Annotated in this window: 8 protein-coding genes; all 8 read right to left on the reverse strand. The window is 74.3% G+C overall.

Annotated features, from left to right (window positions below):
* Positions 1–6: 6 nt before the first annotated feature.
* Positions 7–1,920: a hypothetical protein gene (locus tag ACFPQ9_RS16235; protein WP_380853279.1), complete on the reverse strand. Its 1,914-nt coding sequence runs from the start codon at positions 1,918–1,920 to the stop codon at positions 7–9.
* A complete protein-coding gene (locus ACFPQ9_RS16240; RefSeq protein ID WP_380853281.1) occupies positions 1,917–4,085 on the reverse strand; it encodes a hypothetical protein in 2,169 nt (722 codons plus the stop codon). Before ACFPQ9_RS16240 ends, ACFPQ9_RS16235 begins: the two co-directional genes overlap by 4 nt.
* Positions 4,082–6,964: a hypothetical protein gene (locus ACFPQ9_RS16245; protein ID WP_380853283.1), complete on the reverse strand. Its 2,883-nt coding sequence runs from the start codon at positions 6,962–6,964 to the stop codon at positions 4,082–4,084. Before ACFPQ9_RS16245 ends, ACFPQ9_RS16240 begins: the two co-directional genes overlap by 4 nt.
* The gene (locus ACFPQ9_RS16250; RefSeq protein ID WP_380853285.1) at positions 6,961–10,590 is read right to left on the reverse strand and encodes a tubulin-like doman-containing protein; all 3,630 of its coding nucleotides are present in this window, start codon (positions 10,588–10,590) and stop codon (positions 6,961–6,963) included. The genes ACFPQ9_RS16245 and ACFPQ9_RS16250 overlap by 4 nt, the downstream gene beginning before the upstream one ends.
* A gap of 147 nt (positions 10,591–10,737) precedes the next feature.
* Positions 10,738–13,038 carry a VWA domain-containing protein gene (locus tag ACFPQ9_RS16255; protein ID WP_380853287.1) on the reverse strand — a complete coding sequence of 767 codons (2,301 nt, stop codon included), beginning with the start codon at positions 13,036–13,038 and terminating at the stop codon, positions 10,738–10,740.
* Positions 13,039–13,216: 178 nt separating this feature from the next.
* Positions 13,217–13,771, reverse strand: coding sequence for a Pycsar system effector family protein (locus ACFPQ9_RS16260; RefSeq protein WP_380853289.1), 555 nt, complete (start codon positions 13,769–13,771; stop codon positions 13,217–13,219).
* Complete coding sequence (locus ACFPQ9_RS16265) at positions 13,768–15,468, reverse strand: hypothetical protein (protein ID WP_380853291.1); 1,701 nt, start codon at positions 15,466–15,468, stop codon at positions 13,768–13,770. The genes ACFPQ9_RS16260 and ACFPQ9_RS16265 overlap by 4 nt, the downstream gene beginning before the upstream one ends.
* Positions 15,461–18,121: a hypothetical protein gene (locus tag ACFPQ9_RS16270; protein WP_380853293.1), complete on the reverse strand. Its 2,661-nt coding sequence runs from the start codon at positions 18,119–18,121 to the stop codon at positions 15,461–15,463. Before ACFPQ9_RS16270 ends, ACFPQ9_RS16265 begins: the two co-directional genes overlap by 8 nt.
* Positions 18,122–18,123: the final 2 nt, after the last annotated feature.

Genomic DNA, 18,123 nt, shown 5'->3' on the forward strand with positions numbered 1-18,123 from the left:
GACCCGTCAGCTGACGAACCATCCGATCACGATGATCATGGCGATCACGCAGAAGCCGAGGCCGCCCGCGAGCAGACAGCCCGCGGTGCCGTACCGGCCGGTGAGCCCGGCCAGGAACGACTGCCGCGCGACGGCCGGCGGCTGCGGGGGCGGCGCCATGGGTGCCGTGACGGAGTGCGCAGGCGGCGCCTCGGGTACCGGCGGCGCGGAGTGCGGCGGCATGCCGCCCCGCATCAGCGCGTTCGCCAGAAGCCGGCTCCACACCACCGGCGGCAGATCGGGGACCTGGTGGTTCGGCGGCTCGATGATGCTCTGCCGGAGCCAGTTGCCCGTGGTCGGATGGGGATCGCGGCTCATCCGGTACAACAGCTCCTGGAGCGGGCGCTGATGACGCTCGTCCCTGGCCAGTGGTGCGACGGCCCAGGTGAACAGATGCGCCGCGCGCGAGGCCCGGTCGGCTCCCGATCTGCCGTTCGCGCCCGGTCCGTGCGGCGTGAAGTACAGGCCGTTGTGCAGCACTTCCGTGCACAGCTCGTGCCGCATCCGCAGGGGACGCGTCTGGACGCGATGCGGCTCACCGAGCACGTCCAGCAGCAACTCCACGGACTCCGCCGGGAGTTCGCCCGACCGCAGCTCGGACAGCAGCACCTCGTCCGGCTGTCTGCGCAACTCCGCCAGCAGCAAGCTCTGCCCCATGCCGTCGCCGCGCCGGTGGCCGCGGAGGTCCCGGTGGAGGGAGCCGAGCTGCGGGTACCCCGCCGGATACGACGGCGTGTACGGCTCCGGGGTGACGGATGCCGGCCCCTCCTCCGGCTTCTCGGGTTCCACCGGACCGACAGGGTCGACCGGACCGACGAGGTCGACCGGACCGACCGGATCCACTGGACCGACCGGATCACCCGGCCGGACCTGATCCACCGGCCGGACCTGATCCACCGGCCGGACCTGATCCGCGGGCCGGGGCGTCGGCGTGAGCGCCGGGATGCGGGTGCCGTTCGGTGGTGTGCGGTCGGCGCCGAGGATCTGCTTGAGGCGGGCCCGGCGGCGCTCCCAGTCCAGTGCCGCGCCGCCGCGCAGTTCGTCGACCAGCTGCGGCACGCCCGGGTCCGCCTCCGGATGCGCGAGCAGGTGCCGTACGAGTTCGGAGCCCGCCCAGAGCTCGAACCTGGAGTTGGCCGGCCGGCCGCCCCTGACCCGGCCCAGCGTGCCGGGGCCGCCGCTGTCCGGATCCCAGCGCGGGACGGACATCAGCCGCAGGGGGTGGCTGTCCACCGTGTCGTACGTGGCGAAGGTCCACTGCCGCTCCAGCCAGGGGCCGAAGAGCAGGAACAGCCCGAGGTAGACCAGCGGTACCTCGTCCCGGTCCGGCCAGCCGGGGTGTCCCTTCTCCTCCATCAGCAGCGAGAGCCGCCGGGTGGGATCGACCAGCCACTCCGCCGCGGTCAGGGTCAGCGCGTGGTTGACCGACGGCAGCCGGTCCAGCATGTCCGGCAACCGCCTGAGCGCCAGCGCGTCGAGCTTCGCGCTCTCGATCGGGTCCTGCTTCCCGCCGGCCGTCTCGGCCTTCTCCCGGCTGCCCCAGCCGCCGTACGCGAGCCCGAGGCACTGCCGCACCTTCAGCGTGCCGCGGTCGCCGACCAGGACATGGCTGACGGTGCTGGGCCGGCCGGCCCGGTCGGTGGTGGGCCAGCGCTGGACGAGCAGCACGGCACCGTCGCCGGACAACGTGCGCACGACGCTCGGCCGGGTGGCCCCGCCGGACACCCACAGCAACGGGCCCAGTTCACGGCCCAGTTCCTCGGCGCGTTCGGCGTCGCAGGAATGGGCTACGGCGTTCATGCCGGTGCCCTGACGGCCGTGGTTGCCGTCCCAGCGGTAGACGACCTGATGGACCGTGCCCCGGCCCTGGAAGTCGTTCACTGAAGTTCCCCTCCCTCGTCCCCCTCGGGCTCCTCGGTCCCGTCCGGCGTCTCGAATCCCTCGGCCCGCTCGGCCCGCTCGTCCCGTCCGGCGTCCTCCCACGGCACCGCCTCCAGCGCGGGCGCCTCCCCCACCGCCAGCGCGTCGGCGCCGCCCGGCACCTGGATCAGCCCGTGCAGGGCGAACAGCGACAGCAGCGGCTCCAGCACCCGCCGGGGTCCGGCCCCCGCGGGATAGCGGCCCTGGTCCTCCTGGCCGCCGGTGGCCGATGCGATGTGCAGGGTGCACCGGCGGATCGCGTCGAAGGGGCGCAGCCACGCCTGGCCCGCGTGCCGGCGCAGCAGCCCGTACAGGTCCCGGCTCTCCTCCCGGGTCAGCGCCGGGTCGAGCGAGGTGGCGGGCGGCCGGGTCAGCCAGCGGTCGACGGGCGGCTGGAACCTGAGCAGGTCGGCCTTGCCGAGCACCATCGCAGCCGGCACGTCCAGATATCCGCCGTTCTTCGGCAACCGGTCCAGGACCGTGCCGAAGGCGAGGTCGCCGTCCCGGTTCACCTCCACACCCCAGCGCTCCCTGGCGTGGTCGAGCTGCGGCAGCGGCAGGGCCAGCGCCGGGTCGACGACGAACACCAGGGCGTCGACACCGAGCAGGAAGCGCAGCGCCGCGTCGGTGCGGACGAGGTCCTCGCCGCCGAGGTCGAAGAAGGCCACCGGGCGCACCTGCCCGCGCGCGTCGGTGATCAGCAGCGACTCCACGAAGCGGGCGAAGTCGTCCATGCCGAGGGCCGGGGTGTGGTCCAGGACCTTGCCGCTGCGCAGCGGCTGCACCCGGTCGCGCACGAACCGGGCGTGCTGCTCGGGATTGACGGACTGCCACTTCAGACCGAACGGCTCCAGGCCGCCGTCGGTGATCGCCGCGATCATCTGGGTCAGCAGATGGCTCTTGCCGGTGGAGGACTGGCCGACCATCGCGACGGTCAGCGGACGGCCGTACGTCAGATAGGGCACCGGGATGTAGTGCGCGGGGAACTCCGGGTCCGCCGTGCACTTCTGGACCGCGCCGCGCATGATGTCGTTCCGCCGCACGGGGTTGTTGATGCCTTTGACGTCCAGCGGCTTGTACTGCATGCGGCTGTCGGTGACGAACAGCTTGCCGAGGTCGAGCCGGATGGACTCCAGGCAGTACGGGCACAGCACCTCGGCGCCGGCCTGCTCGGACGCCGATCCACCGCGGGAACGGGCGGTGGGCGCCTGCCGTTTGAGCCGCAGCGCCTCCTCGAACGCGTCGTGGTGCGGGCGGGTCTCGTCGGGGGGCACCGCGAGCCGCACGCGGCGGGCGGCACCCGGCGCCACCAGGTCGAGCACCTGCGCGGGCGTCGGCCGGTCGGCCGCCCTAGGGGCGAAGGCGTCCCGCAGCGTCCGGTCCAGCTTGCGGTGATCGGCCAGGTCCGGGGGCGGCCGGTCGGCGGGGCCGGGCCGCCCGGTCGCCAGCCGGTACAGCACCTGGGCGGCGCTCCACACCGCGTCCCGGGGGTCGGCGAGCCCTTCGCCGCCGCGCTGTTCGGGCGGGCAGAACGGCGAGCGGCCCCAGGGGCGCCTCGGCCGGCCGATCCGGGTCACCGACTCCAGCCCCCACAGCTGGACCTTCGCGCCGTCCCAGAGCACGGACGCGGGCGAGATGCCGCGCGGCACCAGGCCCTGGCCCTGAAGCAGACACAGGGCCAGCATCAGGTCGCGGGTGAAGACCTCCTGGTCGGCCGCGCCCATCACATGGATCCGTGAGACGGCGGTACCGCGCGGCGGTTCGTACAGCAGGAACGGCTCGGCCGTGTCCAGCTCGTGCCCGATGAGCCGTGGGAAGAGAGCCGCGTACTCCGTGTCGCCGAGCACCTGGAGCAGCTGCACGGCGGCGGACGCCTCGGTGTCCAGCAGGGCGCGCGCAGCCGGGTTCGCCGCGTCCTTGGCGCTCAGCCGGACCTGCACGCACTGCTGGCCCTCGTCGTCGAGAACGGCCTTGCGCAGGAGTTGGGGCAGCAGCCGGTCGCGGCGGAACTCCCGGCCGACCCGCACCGGAGTGACGCGCCGACGCCCCGACGGCACGGTGAAGCCGAGCTTGTCCGGAGACGGCCCGCCCGGCCCCGGCGGACGGGGATGCGTGGTGCTGGTCACCGGCGATCGCCGTCCTCTCGCTCGCCGCCGCCCCCTGGCCGGTCGGACCCGGACCAGTCGTCCGAGGCCAGCCAGTCATCGGAATCGGTGAGGTCGTTGTCGTATGAGGCCGTGCGGTCGTGGGCGTCCGTCCGGTCGTAGGGGGTCGTCACTTCGCCCCGGTCATAGGTGTCGCCCCGGTCATAGGTGTCGCCCCGGTCATAGGTGTCGGCCCGGTCGTACGCGTCCGTCCGCTCGTACGGGTTCTCCGTGCCGTACGCGTTCTCCGTGCCGTACTGCTCCGTGCTCGCGCCGTCCGGGTCCGTCCCGTCGGGTCCGGAGCCGTGGCGGGAACGGACGGTGTGCACCACGCCCATCCGCAGCGGGGTGAGCCGCACCAGGCCGGCGTAGCGGCCCGACGACGTCCACACGACCTGCTCCGGGTGCACCGAACCGCTGGCCCGCCAGGACTTCTCGACCTCGTCGCGTACGGCCCCGGGGGCGAACCTGAGCCAGGTCGCGGACGCCGGGTCGCGGCTGAGCAGCGTGCCCTGTTCGGGTGTGGACAGCTGCACCACCGCCTGCCGGTCCGCGTCCGCGCCGACCAGTTCGGCCAGTCCGTACGGGTCGGTGCCGAGCAGGTTCGCCGAGGTGGCGCGGACGCGGCGCGGGGCGGCGAACGGGGGCGGGGCCAGGACTCCGTTGTGCTGGAGGTGATGGCGGGCCGTGGACAGCAGTTCGCGGACCCGTTCCTCGGTGCGCCGCACGGCACGTGCGCCGGCCTGGCCGCGCTCGACGGCGCCCCAGTAGTGCTTCATGGCCTCCAGGGCCGCGTCCGTCAGATCGGCGGACAGGGTGGCGACCAGCTCAGGGCCGCCCTCACCGCTCTCCCGCTCCAGCCAGCGCGGCACCTCCTTGGGGCGCTCCCCCCAGGCCGGCCCCGACCTCTTCGCCCGGTCCCGGTCCCGGTCCCGGCCCCCGTCCTGTTCCCGTTGCCGGTCCTTGTCCTCCCCGGTCTCGTCCCACGACTCGCCGTCCTCCCAGGCGTACATGCTCGCCCAGTCGGCGTCCCCGGCGTCGGACCCGGCGTCGTCCGGCTCAAGGTCGGGGTCGCTGGAGAGCCAGTCGTCGTCGGCGTGCGCGCCGGCACCGGACGCGCAGGACGCCGAGGTGGCCGCGAGGCGCGCCGGCTCGGGCACCGCCTCCGCCTCGGCGGCGGCGGCCGTCGCCCGCAGCATCCCGGCGACGGAACGGGCGGCGTCGGCGCAGTACAGGCGCTCCTCGACGGCCCAGTGCTCGCGGACCGCCTCGGCCAGCAGGCCGTCCAGACCGTCAAGGGCCTGGCGCAGCACGGCAGTCGAGTGGCCCGGGGCCCAGGCGGTGGCCGCCGCCCGCCACAGTCGGCGTACGGTCTCCACCGCGATCCCGAGCCCGGTCAGCAGCCCGATGGTGCCCATCCAGACCGGGGAGTCGGTCGCGTACCCCACGCCCGCACCGACCGCGGCACCGCAGAACGCCGCGACCCTCGGTGCCACGGCCCAGCGGCCCGGCCGCCCCGCGCCGCGCAGGCGGACCGCCCCGAGGGTCGCCATGCCGACGACCAGCAGCGGCACGAGGACCGCGAGGGCGAGGAACGGCCCCGACCACAGCGCGCCGAGCAGGCCCGCGCCGGCTGCCGTGAGCGGTCCGGCCACCGGCAGCCCGGGGACCTCGGTGCCGGCCGCGCCTGCGGTCTGCCGGGCCACCGCCTCGGCGGAGTGCGGGGCGAGCTTCGGCAGCAGTGCCGAGCCCGGCAGGGGCTCCACGCGGCCGGCGAGTCCGGTGAAGCGCTGCGCCACCGAGCGCAGGGCGAGCCCCTGACCCAGCAGCTTCAGGGCGAACTCCCGCAGCCCCTCGCCGATCCGCTCCCCCATGCCCTCGGCCGACGGCACCCGCAGCCCCAGCGCCGCCAGCCGGGTCGTCGACTCGGCGGCGGACGGAGCCGTGCCGCCGCCGCTGCGCAGGGCCGTGGCGACGAGGTCCCGGTAGTTGTCGAGCGCTTGGCGGGCCTGGTCGACCTCCGCCTCGAACGTCTCCCGGCGGGAGGCGCGCAGCAGACCGGGCAGGGTGCGCAGCCCGGCCATCGCGTCGTCGGCGTAGTCGAGGGCGTCGGCGCAGGCGCGGTAGGCGTCGTCGGCGATGCCTCCCGGTTCCCGGTGTCCCAGGTCCCGGTCCCGGCGTCCGGCCACCAACCCCCTCAGCGGCTCCGGAAGATCGGCTCCGGAGGAGGCGGTCAGTACCACGTCCGGCGCCAGTTCGTCGTCCGCTCCGGCGAACCGTGTCAGCGCGTCGCGCCACGCCCGGTCGCGCACCTCCGGCGGCAGGTCCTGCTCCAGCAGCCGTACGCCGGGCGCGGCGACGGCCCCGGGCAGCGCCTGGACGCCGTCCAGCACGCCCAGGTAGACGTCCGGGACCGACAGCACGTCCACCAGGACCGACAGCGCGTCCGGGTCGTCGGGCGCGGGCTGCTCCAGCGCGGTGCGGGCGGAACGCAGATCGCCGGCCCACAGCAGGCCGCTGCCCGAGACCCGCAGCACCGCGGGGCGCAGCAGCCGGCGGTCGGGCTGGAAGCCGCCCTCCTCGCCGGCGAACGAGCCCGGCGCGCTGCCCACCAGCAGGACGAGCAGCCGGACCTCGCCCACCGCCCGGTAGGCGGTGAGCAGTTCGTACTGCGTCTGGTGGTCGTTGAGCCCCGCCGGGGTGTCGACCACCAGGAACAGCGGGTCGTCCGGCTCGGGCAGCCCGGCACGGCCCAGCTCCTGGGCGACCCTGGCCCGCAGCGCCGAGGGGTCGTGGAGCGCCGCCGCCCCGGCGCGCAGGTCCAGGTGGATGACGGTGCGGAAGGCCTGCGGCGTGCTCACTGCGCGTCACCGTCCCAGGGGTTGCTCCGGCCGGAGTCGCCGGACCCGTCCTCGGCACCCGCACCCCAGGTGCCGCCCCGGCGCGGGTCGGCACCCTCGTCCTCGTCCCAGGGCGCCCGCCGCCGGCCACCCGGCCCGTCCGCACCCCGGCGGTCGTCGAGGTCGGGATCGACGTAGTCGTCGCGCCGACGACTGCCACCGGACCGGCCGTAGGCGTCACCGGACCGGCCGTAGTCCTCGCCGGACCGGCCGTAGCCGCCACCGTCACCGGCCGCGCGCCCGTCCTCCTCACGCTCGCCGCCCGAACGGCCGTACTCCTCACGCTCGCCGCCCGACCGCACGTACTCCTCGCGGCCGCCGGACCGGCCGTACTCCTCCCGGCTCCCGCCCGGCGGGACCGGTGTCGTGCCCCAGTCGTCCTCGTCGGGGGCCGGGCGGCGGGGTGGCGCGTAGTCCTCGCGGGTGCGCGGGTCGGCCGGGGTGCCGCCGCGGACGTGTTCCAGCAGGGTGCGCAGGGTCGGCTGGACCGCGCGCTGGTCGCCGAACTCGGTGTCCAGGGCGGCGGGCAGGGTCTCCGCCCAGAACTCCCACAGCGGGCGCACCCAGCCCTCGACCCGTTCGCCGCCCTGCTCCCGGCGCTCCGCCAGCAGCTCCAGCTGGCGCGGGGCGACCTTCTCGACCAGGTCGACGAAGAGCGGGTGCGGCTCGCTGCCGGCCCGGGCCAGGCCGACCGGCTGGGCCCCCATCAGCTCACGGCAGTAGTCCTCGACGATCCGCTCGTCGTCCAGGACCGTCCAGCGCTCGTACGCCCGCATCAGCTCGGCCCAGCTGGAGACCCCGCCGGGGAAGTCCCCGAGCCGCAGCCGTACGCCGGGGACGTGCGGGCCCTTCTCGGGGTGCAGCCGCAGCCGGATCCGGTCCGGCGAGGCGGGGTCGCCGTCGACGACGTCGACCTGGCCGTTCCACATGCAGCACAGCAGCCGGTGCAGGATGACGCGCCGGTCCTCCTCGCTGCTGACCATCCAGCTGTCGCGGTAGCCGAGCCGCTGCCGCCACCGCAGCACGTCCTGGGCCTGCTCGGAGTCCTTGGCGCGGGCCCACTGGCGCAGCACTTTGCGGGCCTCGGGCACTTGAGTGAGGCTCATCTCGCTGCGGAAGAGGACGACGGTGATGGAGTCGCTGTCCACGCCCCGGTACTCCACGGAGTTCTTCGCGTCGGCGGGCAGCCGCAGCGTCTTGCCGAGGAACTCCTGCACCTCTTCGACGGCCTGGACCCGTGGATAGGTGACCAGGACGCGGAGCAGCCCGGTGCCCTCGGGGGTGAACCCGACCGGCAGCAGTCCGGCGAGCTTGCGGCCGAACAGGTCCAGGGCCTCCTTGCTGACCTGGTCCTTGGCCTCGGCGTCACCGGCCGCCGCGGCCAGCAGCGTGCCCATGGACGGCAGCAGCGGCCGTTCCTCCAGGTGTGCCCCGCTCTCCGCGAAGAGGCGGGTGATACGGGCCTCCAGCTGTCCCTTGACCCGGGCCACCGCGCCCTCGGGGTCGCGCCGGCTGAGCCCGTGGACCTGCCGCCAGGTGTCGCCGTCGACCAGCTTGAGCAGCAGCGCCGACTCGTCGTCGTTCTCACGCAGCCCCTCCCGGCGGATCAGCCGGGTGACGACGTCCTCGTAGAAGTGGTTGAGGGTGCGCTGCGGCGGCAGCAGATACGAGATGCCCGTGCGGTCCTCGTACAGTTCGAGGCCCTTCTGCTGGGCGCTCTTGCGCTCCTGGTCGCTGTGCCGGCGAAACGCGCTGACCAGCCGGCCGAGGTCGGTGCCGGCGGCGTCGGCCTGTGGCTGCCAGTGCATCTGCTGCTCGCGCCACGCCTCGTGCCACACCAGCCGGCAGCGCCACTGGTACCAGGCGTTCTGTTCCTCGATGGCGGCCTGGACGTCGTCGTCGCCCCAGCGGGCGGGCGCCAGGCCCCCCAACTGGCCCTTGATCCGGGGGATCTTGGGCGGCTGCTCGGTCACCCCGGGCGGGCGCTGCGGGGTGCGGGCGCGATGGTCCAGCATGCCGAGGAAGCCGAGCCGGGCGATGGGTTCCTCGCTGTCGGGGACGCCCCGGACGATGCGTTCGGCGAGGAAGGGGTCCACGGTCTGCAGCAGTTTGTCGATGGCGGGGCGGGGGGCGAACCGGTCGGCCATGGCGATGGCCGACCGCTCCGCCTCGGACCGCAGGTCGGACAGCAGCCGCTGCATGTCCGCGACGCGCTCACCGAGCGCCTGCTCGATGCTGCGGCCCCCGCGCGGCAGCGGATCGGGCTCGGGCACCGGCAACTGCCTGCGTTCCCACAGCTCTTCGAGGTGGGAGTCGGCGAACAGCTGCCGGATCATCGGCACCGCCTCGTCCCGCAGCGCCGCGCGCGGCGCCTCCACGAGGTCGGTGACCGCCAGCCGCAGCAGCCGCCCGGCCACCAGGTCGGCGAGCTGGTCCATGGGGGCGGTCATGGAGGCGACCAGGCTGGTGGACACGCCCTGCCGGCCGATGCCGGTCGGGGAGACGGCGCTGCGCTGCACGCCCCGGTTGATGAAGCTGGCCGCGAAGGTCGTGAAGTCGTCGTCGGCGGCCATCTTGCGGCCCCGGGCGCGGCCGTCGCCCAGTTCGGTGCCGATCAGCGACATCACCAGGGAGACGATGGAGCGGCGCAGGTCGTCGGCGCGGATGCCGGCGGTGGGGCTGAACAGGAACGCGGTGGGCAGGATGCCGGTGCGCAGCCGGATCGGCGTGGTGCCGGGGTAGCGGACGCCGAGCCCGAGCTCCTGGTCGAGGTCGCCGATCTCGTGGCCCTCGGAGGGCGCGTTCTGCGTGTCCACCAGCCGGAACAGGTCGACGAGGGAGCGGGCGGCGTTGAGCTCCGCCTCGCGTCCGCCGCCGGTCGCCGCGGAGAACGACGACGGCATGACGACCAGCGGGTAGATCTTCACGCCGTCGAAGCGGCGCAGCTGGAAGGCGTGGTTGATGAGGTGCAGATAGTCGAGGAAGATCCCGGCGCCGGTGCCGCCGGCCACCGAGAAGGCGACGAACACGTCGCAGCCGTTGACCTTGCCGCCACCGAGTTCGCTCAGCTCGCCCGCCGACTTGGCGATCGCGTCGATGGCCTGGAGCAGCGGTTCCAGGACCGGCCCGAGGCCGTGCCGGAGCGTGGCGAACAGGGCCGCCCGGCCGACGGTCGGCAGCTGGCCGGCGCCGGCGTGCAGCGGGGTGACCTTGGGCTCGTCGATGCGCGGCGGCAGCCAGTCGGCGACCTCGTCGCGCAGCACCGCCCGGAGCATCTTGGTCACTTCCGGGGAGGCGTCGAAGTTCGGCAGCAGGTTGTGGGTGGCCCGGGAGGTCCGGGCGTACGCGGCCCGCAGGGACGGGTCCACGTTGAACTGCGGCAGCCGCTGGAGGTCGCTCTCGCTGTAGTCGGCGTACACGAACTGCAGGCAGTCGGGCAGCTGGAACGGGGCGTGGCCGCTCTGCCGGTGCAGCGCCATGCCGTCGGGTCCGCACAGCTCGGCGCGCAGTCTGCGTTCCAGTTCGGCGCCGACGAGCCCGCCGGTGCCGCCCAGGCCGACGAAGAGCATCGGCTGGAAGATCTTCATGGTTTCCTCCCCGCTGTACGGCCGACGGGGGCCGCAGGTCTGTGCTGGGTACGTCGGTGATGCCGCGCGGCGGGCCGGCCGCGCGGCGGTGCGATGCGGTGGGACGAGGGGCGGGCCGGGGGTGCCGGGTCCGGCCCGCCCCTCGGGTCACAGGAACTCGTCGTAGGCGCCGCCGCTCGGGGCCGACGGCCTTGGGTCGGGGCCGCCGGCGAAGGCGCCCTGCGTCGGCCGGGGCCCCTGCCCCGGGGTCCCGCCCAGCGCGAGGCTCAGCGTGTCGGTCAGCTGGACCTGGCCGTGGGTGGGCAGCGGGATGCGGCTGCCGCCCTTGCGCACCACCGCGCCGCCCTCCCGCCTGCGCCGGACGGCGTACGGGCCGTGTGCGCGCCGCTCGATGCGCGGGCTGCGGTGGGCCTCGGCGACGGCGAACTCGTACCACTGCTTGTTGTTGCCGTGGCCGGCCCGGTGCTCGTTGACGACGGTGCCGTCCGCGGAGACCAGTTGCAGGATCAGCCCGGACGGGTCCCGCCGGCGGCGGCGCAGTCCCAGCCAGGCGACGGCCGCGGCGACGGCCAGCGCGAGCGCGGCGGCGCCCGCCACGAACGCCCACCAGTACTTGTCCCAGAGCCCGGGTTCGGGAGTGACCCGTACCGAGACCGGGGCGCGCTCCAGGGTCCGGAGGTCGTCGGTGGTGTCGACGACCGTGAAGGTGCCGGACAGGTCCAGGCCGTCGCCGAGGCGGTCGCCGAAGGCGCTCTTCGGGGAGACCCGGACGGTGACCTCGCGGGTGCCCTGCTCACCGGGCTTGAGGGTGATCTCCTTCGGCTCGACGGAGAGCAGCCCGTCCTTCACGTCGGCGACGGACAGCCGCAGGGTGTGCGGAGCGTCGGTGGTGTTGCTGACGTCGAGCGTGCCGGTGACGGTGCCGCCGGGGTGGGTGCTGCCCGCGGGCAGTTCGAGCGGTGCCTTGACGGGGAGTTCGCCGGGCGCGACCTCGCCGGTCTCGCTGCGGGTGTCGGCGCTCAGTCCCGAGGCGGTCAGCGTGGCGCTCACCGTGAGGGCCCCGTCGGCGTCCTCGGGGATCGTCACGGTGCCGGTGAAGGAGCCGTCGCTGGCGTCGGGGTCGGGCCCCTTGCCGTTGTCGGCGAGGTCGAGCGCCAGCGCGGAGAAGCCGTCGCCGGTCAGCTCGCTGCGCACGCGCAGGCCCTCGTAGTCGCGCGGGTTCTTGATCTCGTAGCCCTCACGCGTCTGCAGCCGCATGGTCACCGTGACCTTCTCGCCGGCCTGGGGCGAGGGCGGGTCCATGGTGATGGCGCCGCGCAGCTCGCCCTGCCAGAGCACGCTGACGGCGACGGGCAGCGAGCGGTGGCCCTCCGGGGCCTCGGCCTTCACCTTCCAGACGCCGGGCAGCGGGTCGACGATCTTCAGCGCCTCGACGGTGCCGGTGCCGCCGGCCAGCTCGAAGCGGGATCCCTTGTAACGCCCGGACGTGGTGGGGATCTTGTCGCCGGCCGGGTCGATGTAGCTGATCCTCACCTCGGGGTCGCCCTTGTCGACGACGATGCTGCCGACGGTCGCCAGCGGGGAGATGCCGATCTCCAGGGTGGCCGGGGGCCGCTTGCTGGGGCCCTCCTCGTGGCGCAGGCAGTGCGCGGCGGCGAAGATCCGCTCCAGCGTGCCGCCGACGTCCTTGGCCCCGTCGACCTTGTACGCCCTGGGCGTCGCGGAGGGCAGCTCGACACAGCCCTTCCGGTAGCCGCCGGCGGCGATCTGGTCGAGCTGCTTCTTGTCCGGGTCGGGTCCGAAGCCCAGCGGCCAGATCTGCACGTTCTGCGCGGCGGCCTCCTTCAGCGCCGCCTTCAGCTGGCGTTCGCCCTCGGCCGTACGGTGCGCGGGGTCGCCGTACTTGAAGCTGTCCTCGACGTCCATCTTCCCGTCGGTCAGCAGGAACAGCACCCGGGGCACCGAGGCGTCGGAGCCGTCGGTGAGGTCGTCCACGCCCTGCCGGATGGCGGTCGGCAGGTCGGTTCCGGTGCCCTCGCTCTTCTTGCGGCCGCGCAGTTCGTCCACGCACTTGCCGACCTCCTCGCGGCCGGCGGCGTCCAGCGTGGTCCGCGGGCAGACCGGGTCCACCACGCGCTGGCCGGCCTTCTCCGCGGCGGCGAAACCGAACACGGTGACCTGTGAGGACGAGGACACGTCGCCGAGCGCGATCCGCTTGGCGGCGGCCTTCTCGGCCTTCATGTCCTCGGGTGCGAGGCTGGCCGACTCGTCAACGGCCACCGCGTAGTTGACGGCCGGGAACGCGGGCGTGGAGTCCGCCGCCGGCACCGGATCCTGACCGGCCGGTGCCAGCAGGGACACGAGCACCGCGGTGCCGCCGAGCACCGAGGCCGCGGCCCGGCGCGCCCGTGGCCTTCCTGTCTGCCGTCTTCCCGTGACTCTTCCCACGGTCGTCCCCTTGGTCTTCGACATACGTGCCTGAAGTTCGATCTGGAGGTTCTTGATTCACTTGTGGCGTGTAGGTGGTGACGCGTGTGCGTCGCCGCTGGTGCGCGTGAGTGCCGGGCGCGGCGGTGCGTCGGGGTGTGCCCGGTGGTACACCCGTCGCGCGTGCGCCCTTTCGTGATCAGCCCGAGGTCAGTCCCCAGACGACGGCGAGGGCCGCGGAGGGGGCGAGCGTGCCCACCCCCCAGCGGATCGCCCGGTACTTGGCGGACAGGATCGAGCTGACGTCCACGGCCTGGACGAGGAGCCATCCGGCCGGGTCGCGCCCGGCCTCGCCGACCCGGGCGGACAGCCCGGCGAGGTCGTGGGAACCCACCAGGTCCCCGAAGTACGTCACCCCGTCCCCGCCACGGACCGTGCCGGTGCGCGGCATCAGCGCCGCGACCAGCGCGGCCACCGCGACGGCCCAGAGCACACCGGACAGGACCAGCGTCAGGTCGGCGAGCCCGTCCCAGCCGGGGGCGCCGCGCCACCCGGCGAGGAACGCGGGCAGCGCCAGCGTCCCCGAGAGCAGCACGGCCGCCTTGGAGTCGGCGCGGCCGAGGTCCTCCCGCACGGTCGCCAGCAGTCGCTCGGCGACGATGCGCTCCCCCGCCCGGTCGTTGCAGTGCCGACCCCCGTCCGGCACCGGCACGACCGGGTCGGGGGAGGTGCGTGCCCCGCCCTCGGCGCTCATCGGTCCTCCTCCGCCCAGGACCAGCCGTCGTCCTCGGCACGTCTGCGGCGACGCGACCGCTCCCACTCCCGCTCGTCGTCCGGGTAGTACGGCTCCGGCCGGTAGGTCCGGGGCCGCTCCCCGGAGCGCGCCCCATCCTCGGGCCCGCCCCCGGGGACCGGTCCCGCGGCCCCGAGCTCGGGCCGCCGCGGCAACCGCCGTACGTCGGCCCGGGGTTCGTCGTAACCACCGTCATCGCCGACACGGTGACGCTCGGACCGGTGGGTCCGGGAAGGGTCTCCGTAGCGGGGCTCGTCGTCGTGGTCCGGGGGCGAACCGGGGCGGTAGGTCCGGGGCCGGTCCCCGTAGCGCGACGACTCGTCGTCATGGTCCGGGGGCGAGCCCGGCCGGTAGGTCCGGGACCGGTCGCCATAGCGCGACGGCTCGTCGTCGTCCGGGGACGGGGCCGGGCGGTGTGCCCGGCGGCCGTCCCGAGCGCGCGGCTCGTCGTCGTGATCCCCGTAGGGGGCGTACGGCTCCGGGCGGTACGTCCGCCCACGGGATCCGGCACGGGGCTCGTCGAACTCGGCGTCGTCACGCGGGTCGTACGGCTCGGCGCGGCCGGAACCTCCACGATCGAGGCCGCCACGGCCGGGCGCGCGCCGATCGCTCCCGTACCGATCGCTTCCGTACCGCCCCGACTCGCCGCCCCCGGAGGGCGTCGCCCGACGGGAAGGCCGTCTCGGCGGTTCGTCCGACGCCCAGTCCGGGTTGAAGGGTCGGCCGGTGGACTCCTCCAGTTCCCGGGGGCGGCGTGCGGGCACCGTTCCGATGGGCCCGACCATGGGCCGTCCGTCGCCCTGGTTGAGGAGGTTCAGGACCTGTGTCTCCACGTCCACGGTGGCCAGTTCGCCGCGCGCGGCCATCGCGAACAGCCGGGCGACCCGGTCCTTCTCGTCCTGCCTGCCCTCCTGGCGGATCTTCTCCAGGAAGTCCTTGGCGCCCTCGGGGTCGGCCGCCAGCATGAAGCTGAGCTGCTCCAGCTCGCCGCCCTGCAGCATGCGCCGGTACGACTCCTGCCGCAGCCGGATCACCTTGGCCTGGGCGTGCGCGTCCCGCTCCTCGTCGGCGTGCTCGATGGTCCGGTCGTCCACCCGCAGCCGGACGTACAGCCGTACCCGCAGGCCGAGTTCGGAGCCGAGGTCGGCCCAGCGCCCGCCCGCGCACTCACGGGTGATCGCACGGTTGGCCTGCTCGGCTTCCGTCACCCGGTAGGTCGTGGTGACCTCGCGCAGCCGTTCCAGGACCGGGGAGGTGAGCCGGTTGGCGACGTCGGTGACGACCGCCAGCGCGGCCAGATGGGGATCGGTCACCGCCCACTCGATGTCCACCTCGGCCTTGAAGAAGGTGGTGCCGCCGGCGGCCGGCAGCTCCATCGCGAGCGGTGTCACATAGGTGCCGAGCGCGATCTCGCAGATGCTGTGCGGCCGGGCCAGCATCGGCTTGTCCACGTGCTGGACCCCGGCGGCCCGCTTCACCGTGTAGCCGCCGTTCCGGTAGAACTGGACCACCGCCGAGCGCGGACTCACCCGTGGATAGCCGTCCGTCAGCGGGTTGAAGTCCCGGACGAACGGGCCCGCGGGCGTCGTCGGTTCGGGGCTCTCCCTCTCCTCCGGCTCGGGCGCCTCGTCCGGGTCGGTGTTCTCGTTCTCAGCCATACCTCTCCTCCTCCCGCGTCCTGTCCCGACGCGGCCCTGCCTGGCGCGGCCTGTCCTCCGGCTCCACGGCGAGCCACCACAGGTCGCGCGCCTTCGGCTCGGGGAGCGGCTTCTCCGGGTCGTTCATCATTCGGCGCAGCAGCCAGTCCAGCCGCCGCCGGTCGTGCTCCTCGGTCGACAGCGCGGGCAGCAGTGCCGCCAGCCCCGGCCGGGTCCACTCGGCGCCGCTCTTGCGCTCGGCCGAGCGCAGCAGCTCCTCCAGCGAGTCCATCGCCACGTCCTTCGACCGCGCCGTGTTCAGCGCGGTCCACATCAAGTCGGCCATCGCGGGCACCAGTTCGGGCCGGAGCGCGGCGAGCGCGAGCAGTACCGGCCAGTCCCCGCGGTCCCCCCACGGGGAGTCGCTGTCCTCGACCAGCGAGTCGGGGTCCATCAGCAGTTCGTCCACCGTGGTCAGGGCGAGCCGCACGGTGGCCGCGAGCCCCAGGTCCTGGTACGGCTCGCGCTTGTGGTGGGTCCACTCGGCCATCCGCTCCAGCACCTCCGCCGCGTCCGGCAGCACCAGCAGCCGTACGACGTTGTGGGAGGCGACGCCGGCCAGTTCCCCGTCGTCGCGGACCCCGATCCTGGCGAGTGCGTCGAGGGTGTCGTCGGTCGTGGCGGCGGCGTTGCCGTAGCCCAGCGCCCAGGCCGCGGTCCAGCGGTGGGAGGCGGTGCCCTTCCTGCTCCAGTCGCCGACCAGCTTGTGCACGGCCTTGCGGTGGGAGTCGTGTCCGGCGGCCTGGTCCAGCGTGGTGGCCGCGAAGATCAGCCGGCGGTTCGTGGTGGCCTCGGCGAGCGGGCGGACCAGCTCGGTGTAGCCGTGGTCGAAGTCCCGTACGCACAGCTCTCCGGCGGCGACCGCGGCGCGCATCCACACCTGGGAGCGGGGGTCGTCCGCGAGCAGCCGCAGCCAGCGCACGACCGGCGCCCGCACCGGGAAGTGCCGGTCCCACAGCTCGGTCAGCACGGCGGACGGCAGCGCGCTGCCCCGGTAGTGGATCAGCCGCGCGGGCACGTCGTGGCCGTCCACCTCGACCTTGCCGTCGGTGAGTTCGGCGCGCGAGAGCGCCACGTCGGCCTCGGGGTCGTCGCAGAACAGCGGGCGGGCCGGGGTGTTGTCCGGGTCGGACTGCACCGACAGTTCCCAGGTCAGCAGGTGGGCAGCGGCGGCCACGGCGCTGTGCGAGGCACCGCCGAGCACGGCCAGCGCGATCCGGAAGGCCACCGGGTGGAACAGGGTCGCGGTGCCCGAGCGCACGCGGGCCCGGTCCGGCCGCTCCGGCTCGGCCGTCGGCGCGGTCAGGGCCCGGTCCACACCGGCGAACCACTCCTGGGCCTGTTCGGCGGCGATGCTGCGGCAGCCGGACAGCAGGTCGTGGTAGGAGACGTCGCCCAGCACATGCCCGGCCAGCAGCGAGGCGAGCAACTCGGTCTCCGCGGGCCGCAGATCGGTCAGGCCGACCGCCTCCGTGACCTCGTCCCGGGCCGCGAGGTCCGCGGCACGGGCCAGCAGGTCGTCGAGGGACGCGTCACCGTCGCGGGCCTCGGCGGTACGTTCCTCCAGGCGTTCGCGCAGCCGGGTGGTGAGCAGTTCGTCGGTGGGCGCGGGCGGGCAGAGCATGCCGTACCGCCCGGCGAGCAGCGGGTTCACCGCCGAGCCGACGGTGACGACGATCACCGCGAAGGCCTCCCGGCGGGCCAGCGCCGCGGCGAGCTCGTCGAGGTCCATCTCGTCCGGGGGCAGCGCGTCGGGCCGGGTCAGGGACAGCTCCAGCAGATGGCCGATGCCGTGGAACGCCTCGCCGCCCTCGCCGTCGAGCGTCTCGGCCAGCTGCCGGATGCTGCCGTCCAGGCCGACCCGGCGCACCCGTTCGGCGTCGGTGCCGTCCGCCCCGGAGGTGGTGACCTCGTCGAGCAGCGAGAGCGCCGTGCTCGTACGTCCCGTGCCGGGCGCGGCACCGAGCACCAGCAGGCGCCGGGCGCGCAGCGCGTTGCGCAGCCGTACGTACCCCTCCGGCGGCACGTGCGCCCGGCGCAGCCTGCGCAGTTCCTCCTCGGGGACGGGGCCTCCGCGCAGTCCGGCGCCGGGGCGGCGGGCGCCCAGCATGAGGTTGATGTTGTCGCCGATGTGGGCGCTCTGGAGCCGCGAGTGGGCGAAGCTGATCAGGTCCCGGTGGACGTCGAAGAGCTGCCGGGTGGCCCGGCGGGTGCGGGCCGCGGCGGCGAGGTCGGTGGGCCCCTCCTCGCCCTGGTCGTCGGCGAGGGGGTCGCGGGTGCGCTCCTTGAACCGGCCGGCGGCGCGCTCGCGTTCCCTCTCCCGCTCCTTCTCCTTCTCCGCTTCCTCGTCCTCGGCGGACTTCTCCTCGTCGGAGTCGTCCTCGTCGTCCCGGTCCCGGTCATCGCGGTCCTGTTTGCGGTCGCCCCCGCTCTTCCTGCCGCCCCGTTCCCGCTTGCGGTCGTCCCGCTCCTGCTTACGGTCCTCCCGGTCGCGCTTGCGGTCGTCGCCGCCCTTCTTGTCGTCCCCGCCCTTCCTGCCGTCGTCGGACGACCGTCCCCCGGCGGGCTCGTCGGGGGCGTCGTCGGCCGCGCCGCCCTGCTCGTCGTCGCTCACTC

Origin of the sequence: Streptomyces coerulescens (assembly GCF_042657965.1) — a bacterium.
GTDB lineage: Bacteria > Actinomycetota > Actinomycetes > Streptomycetales > Streptomycetaceae > Streptomyces > Streptomyces coerulescens.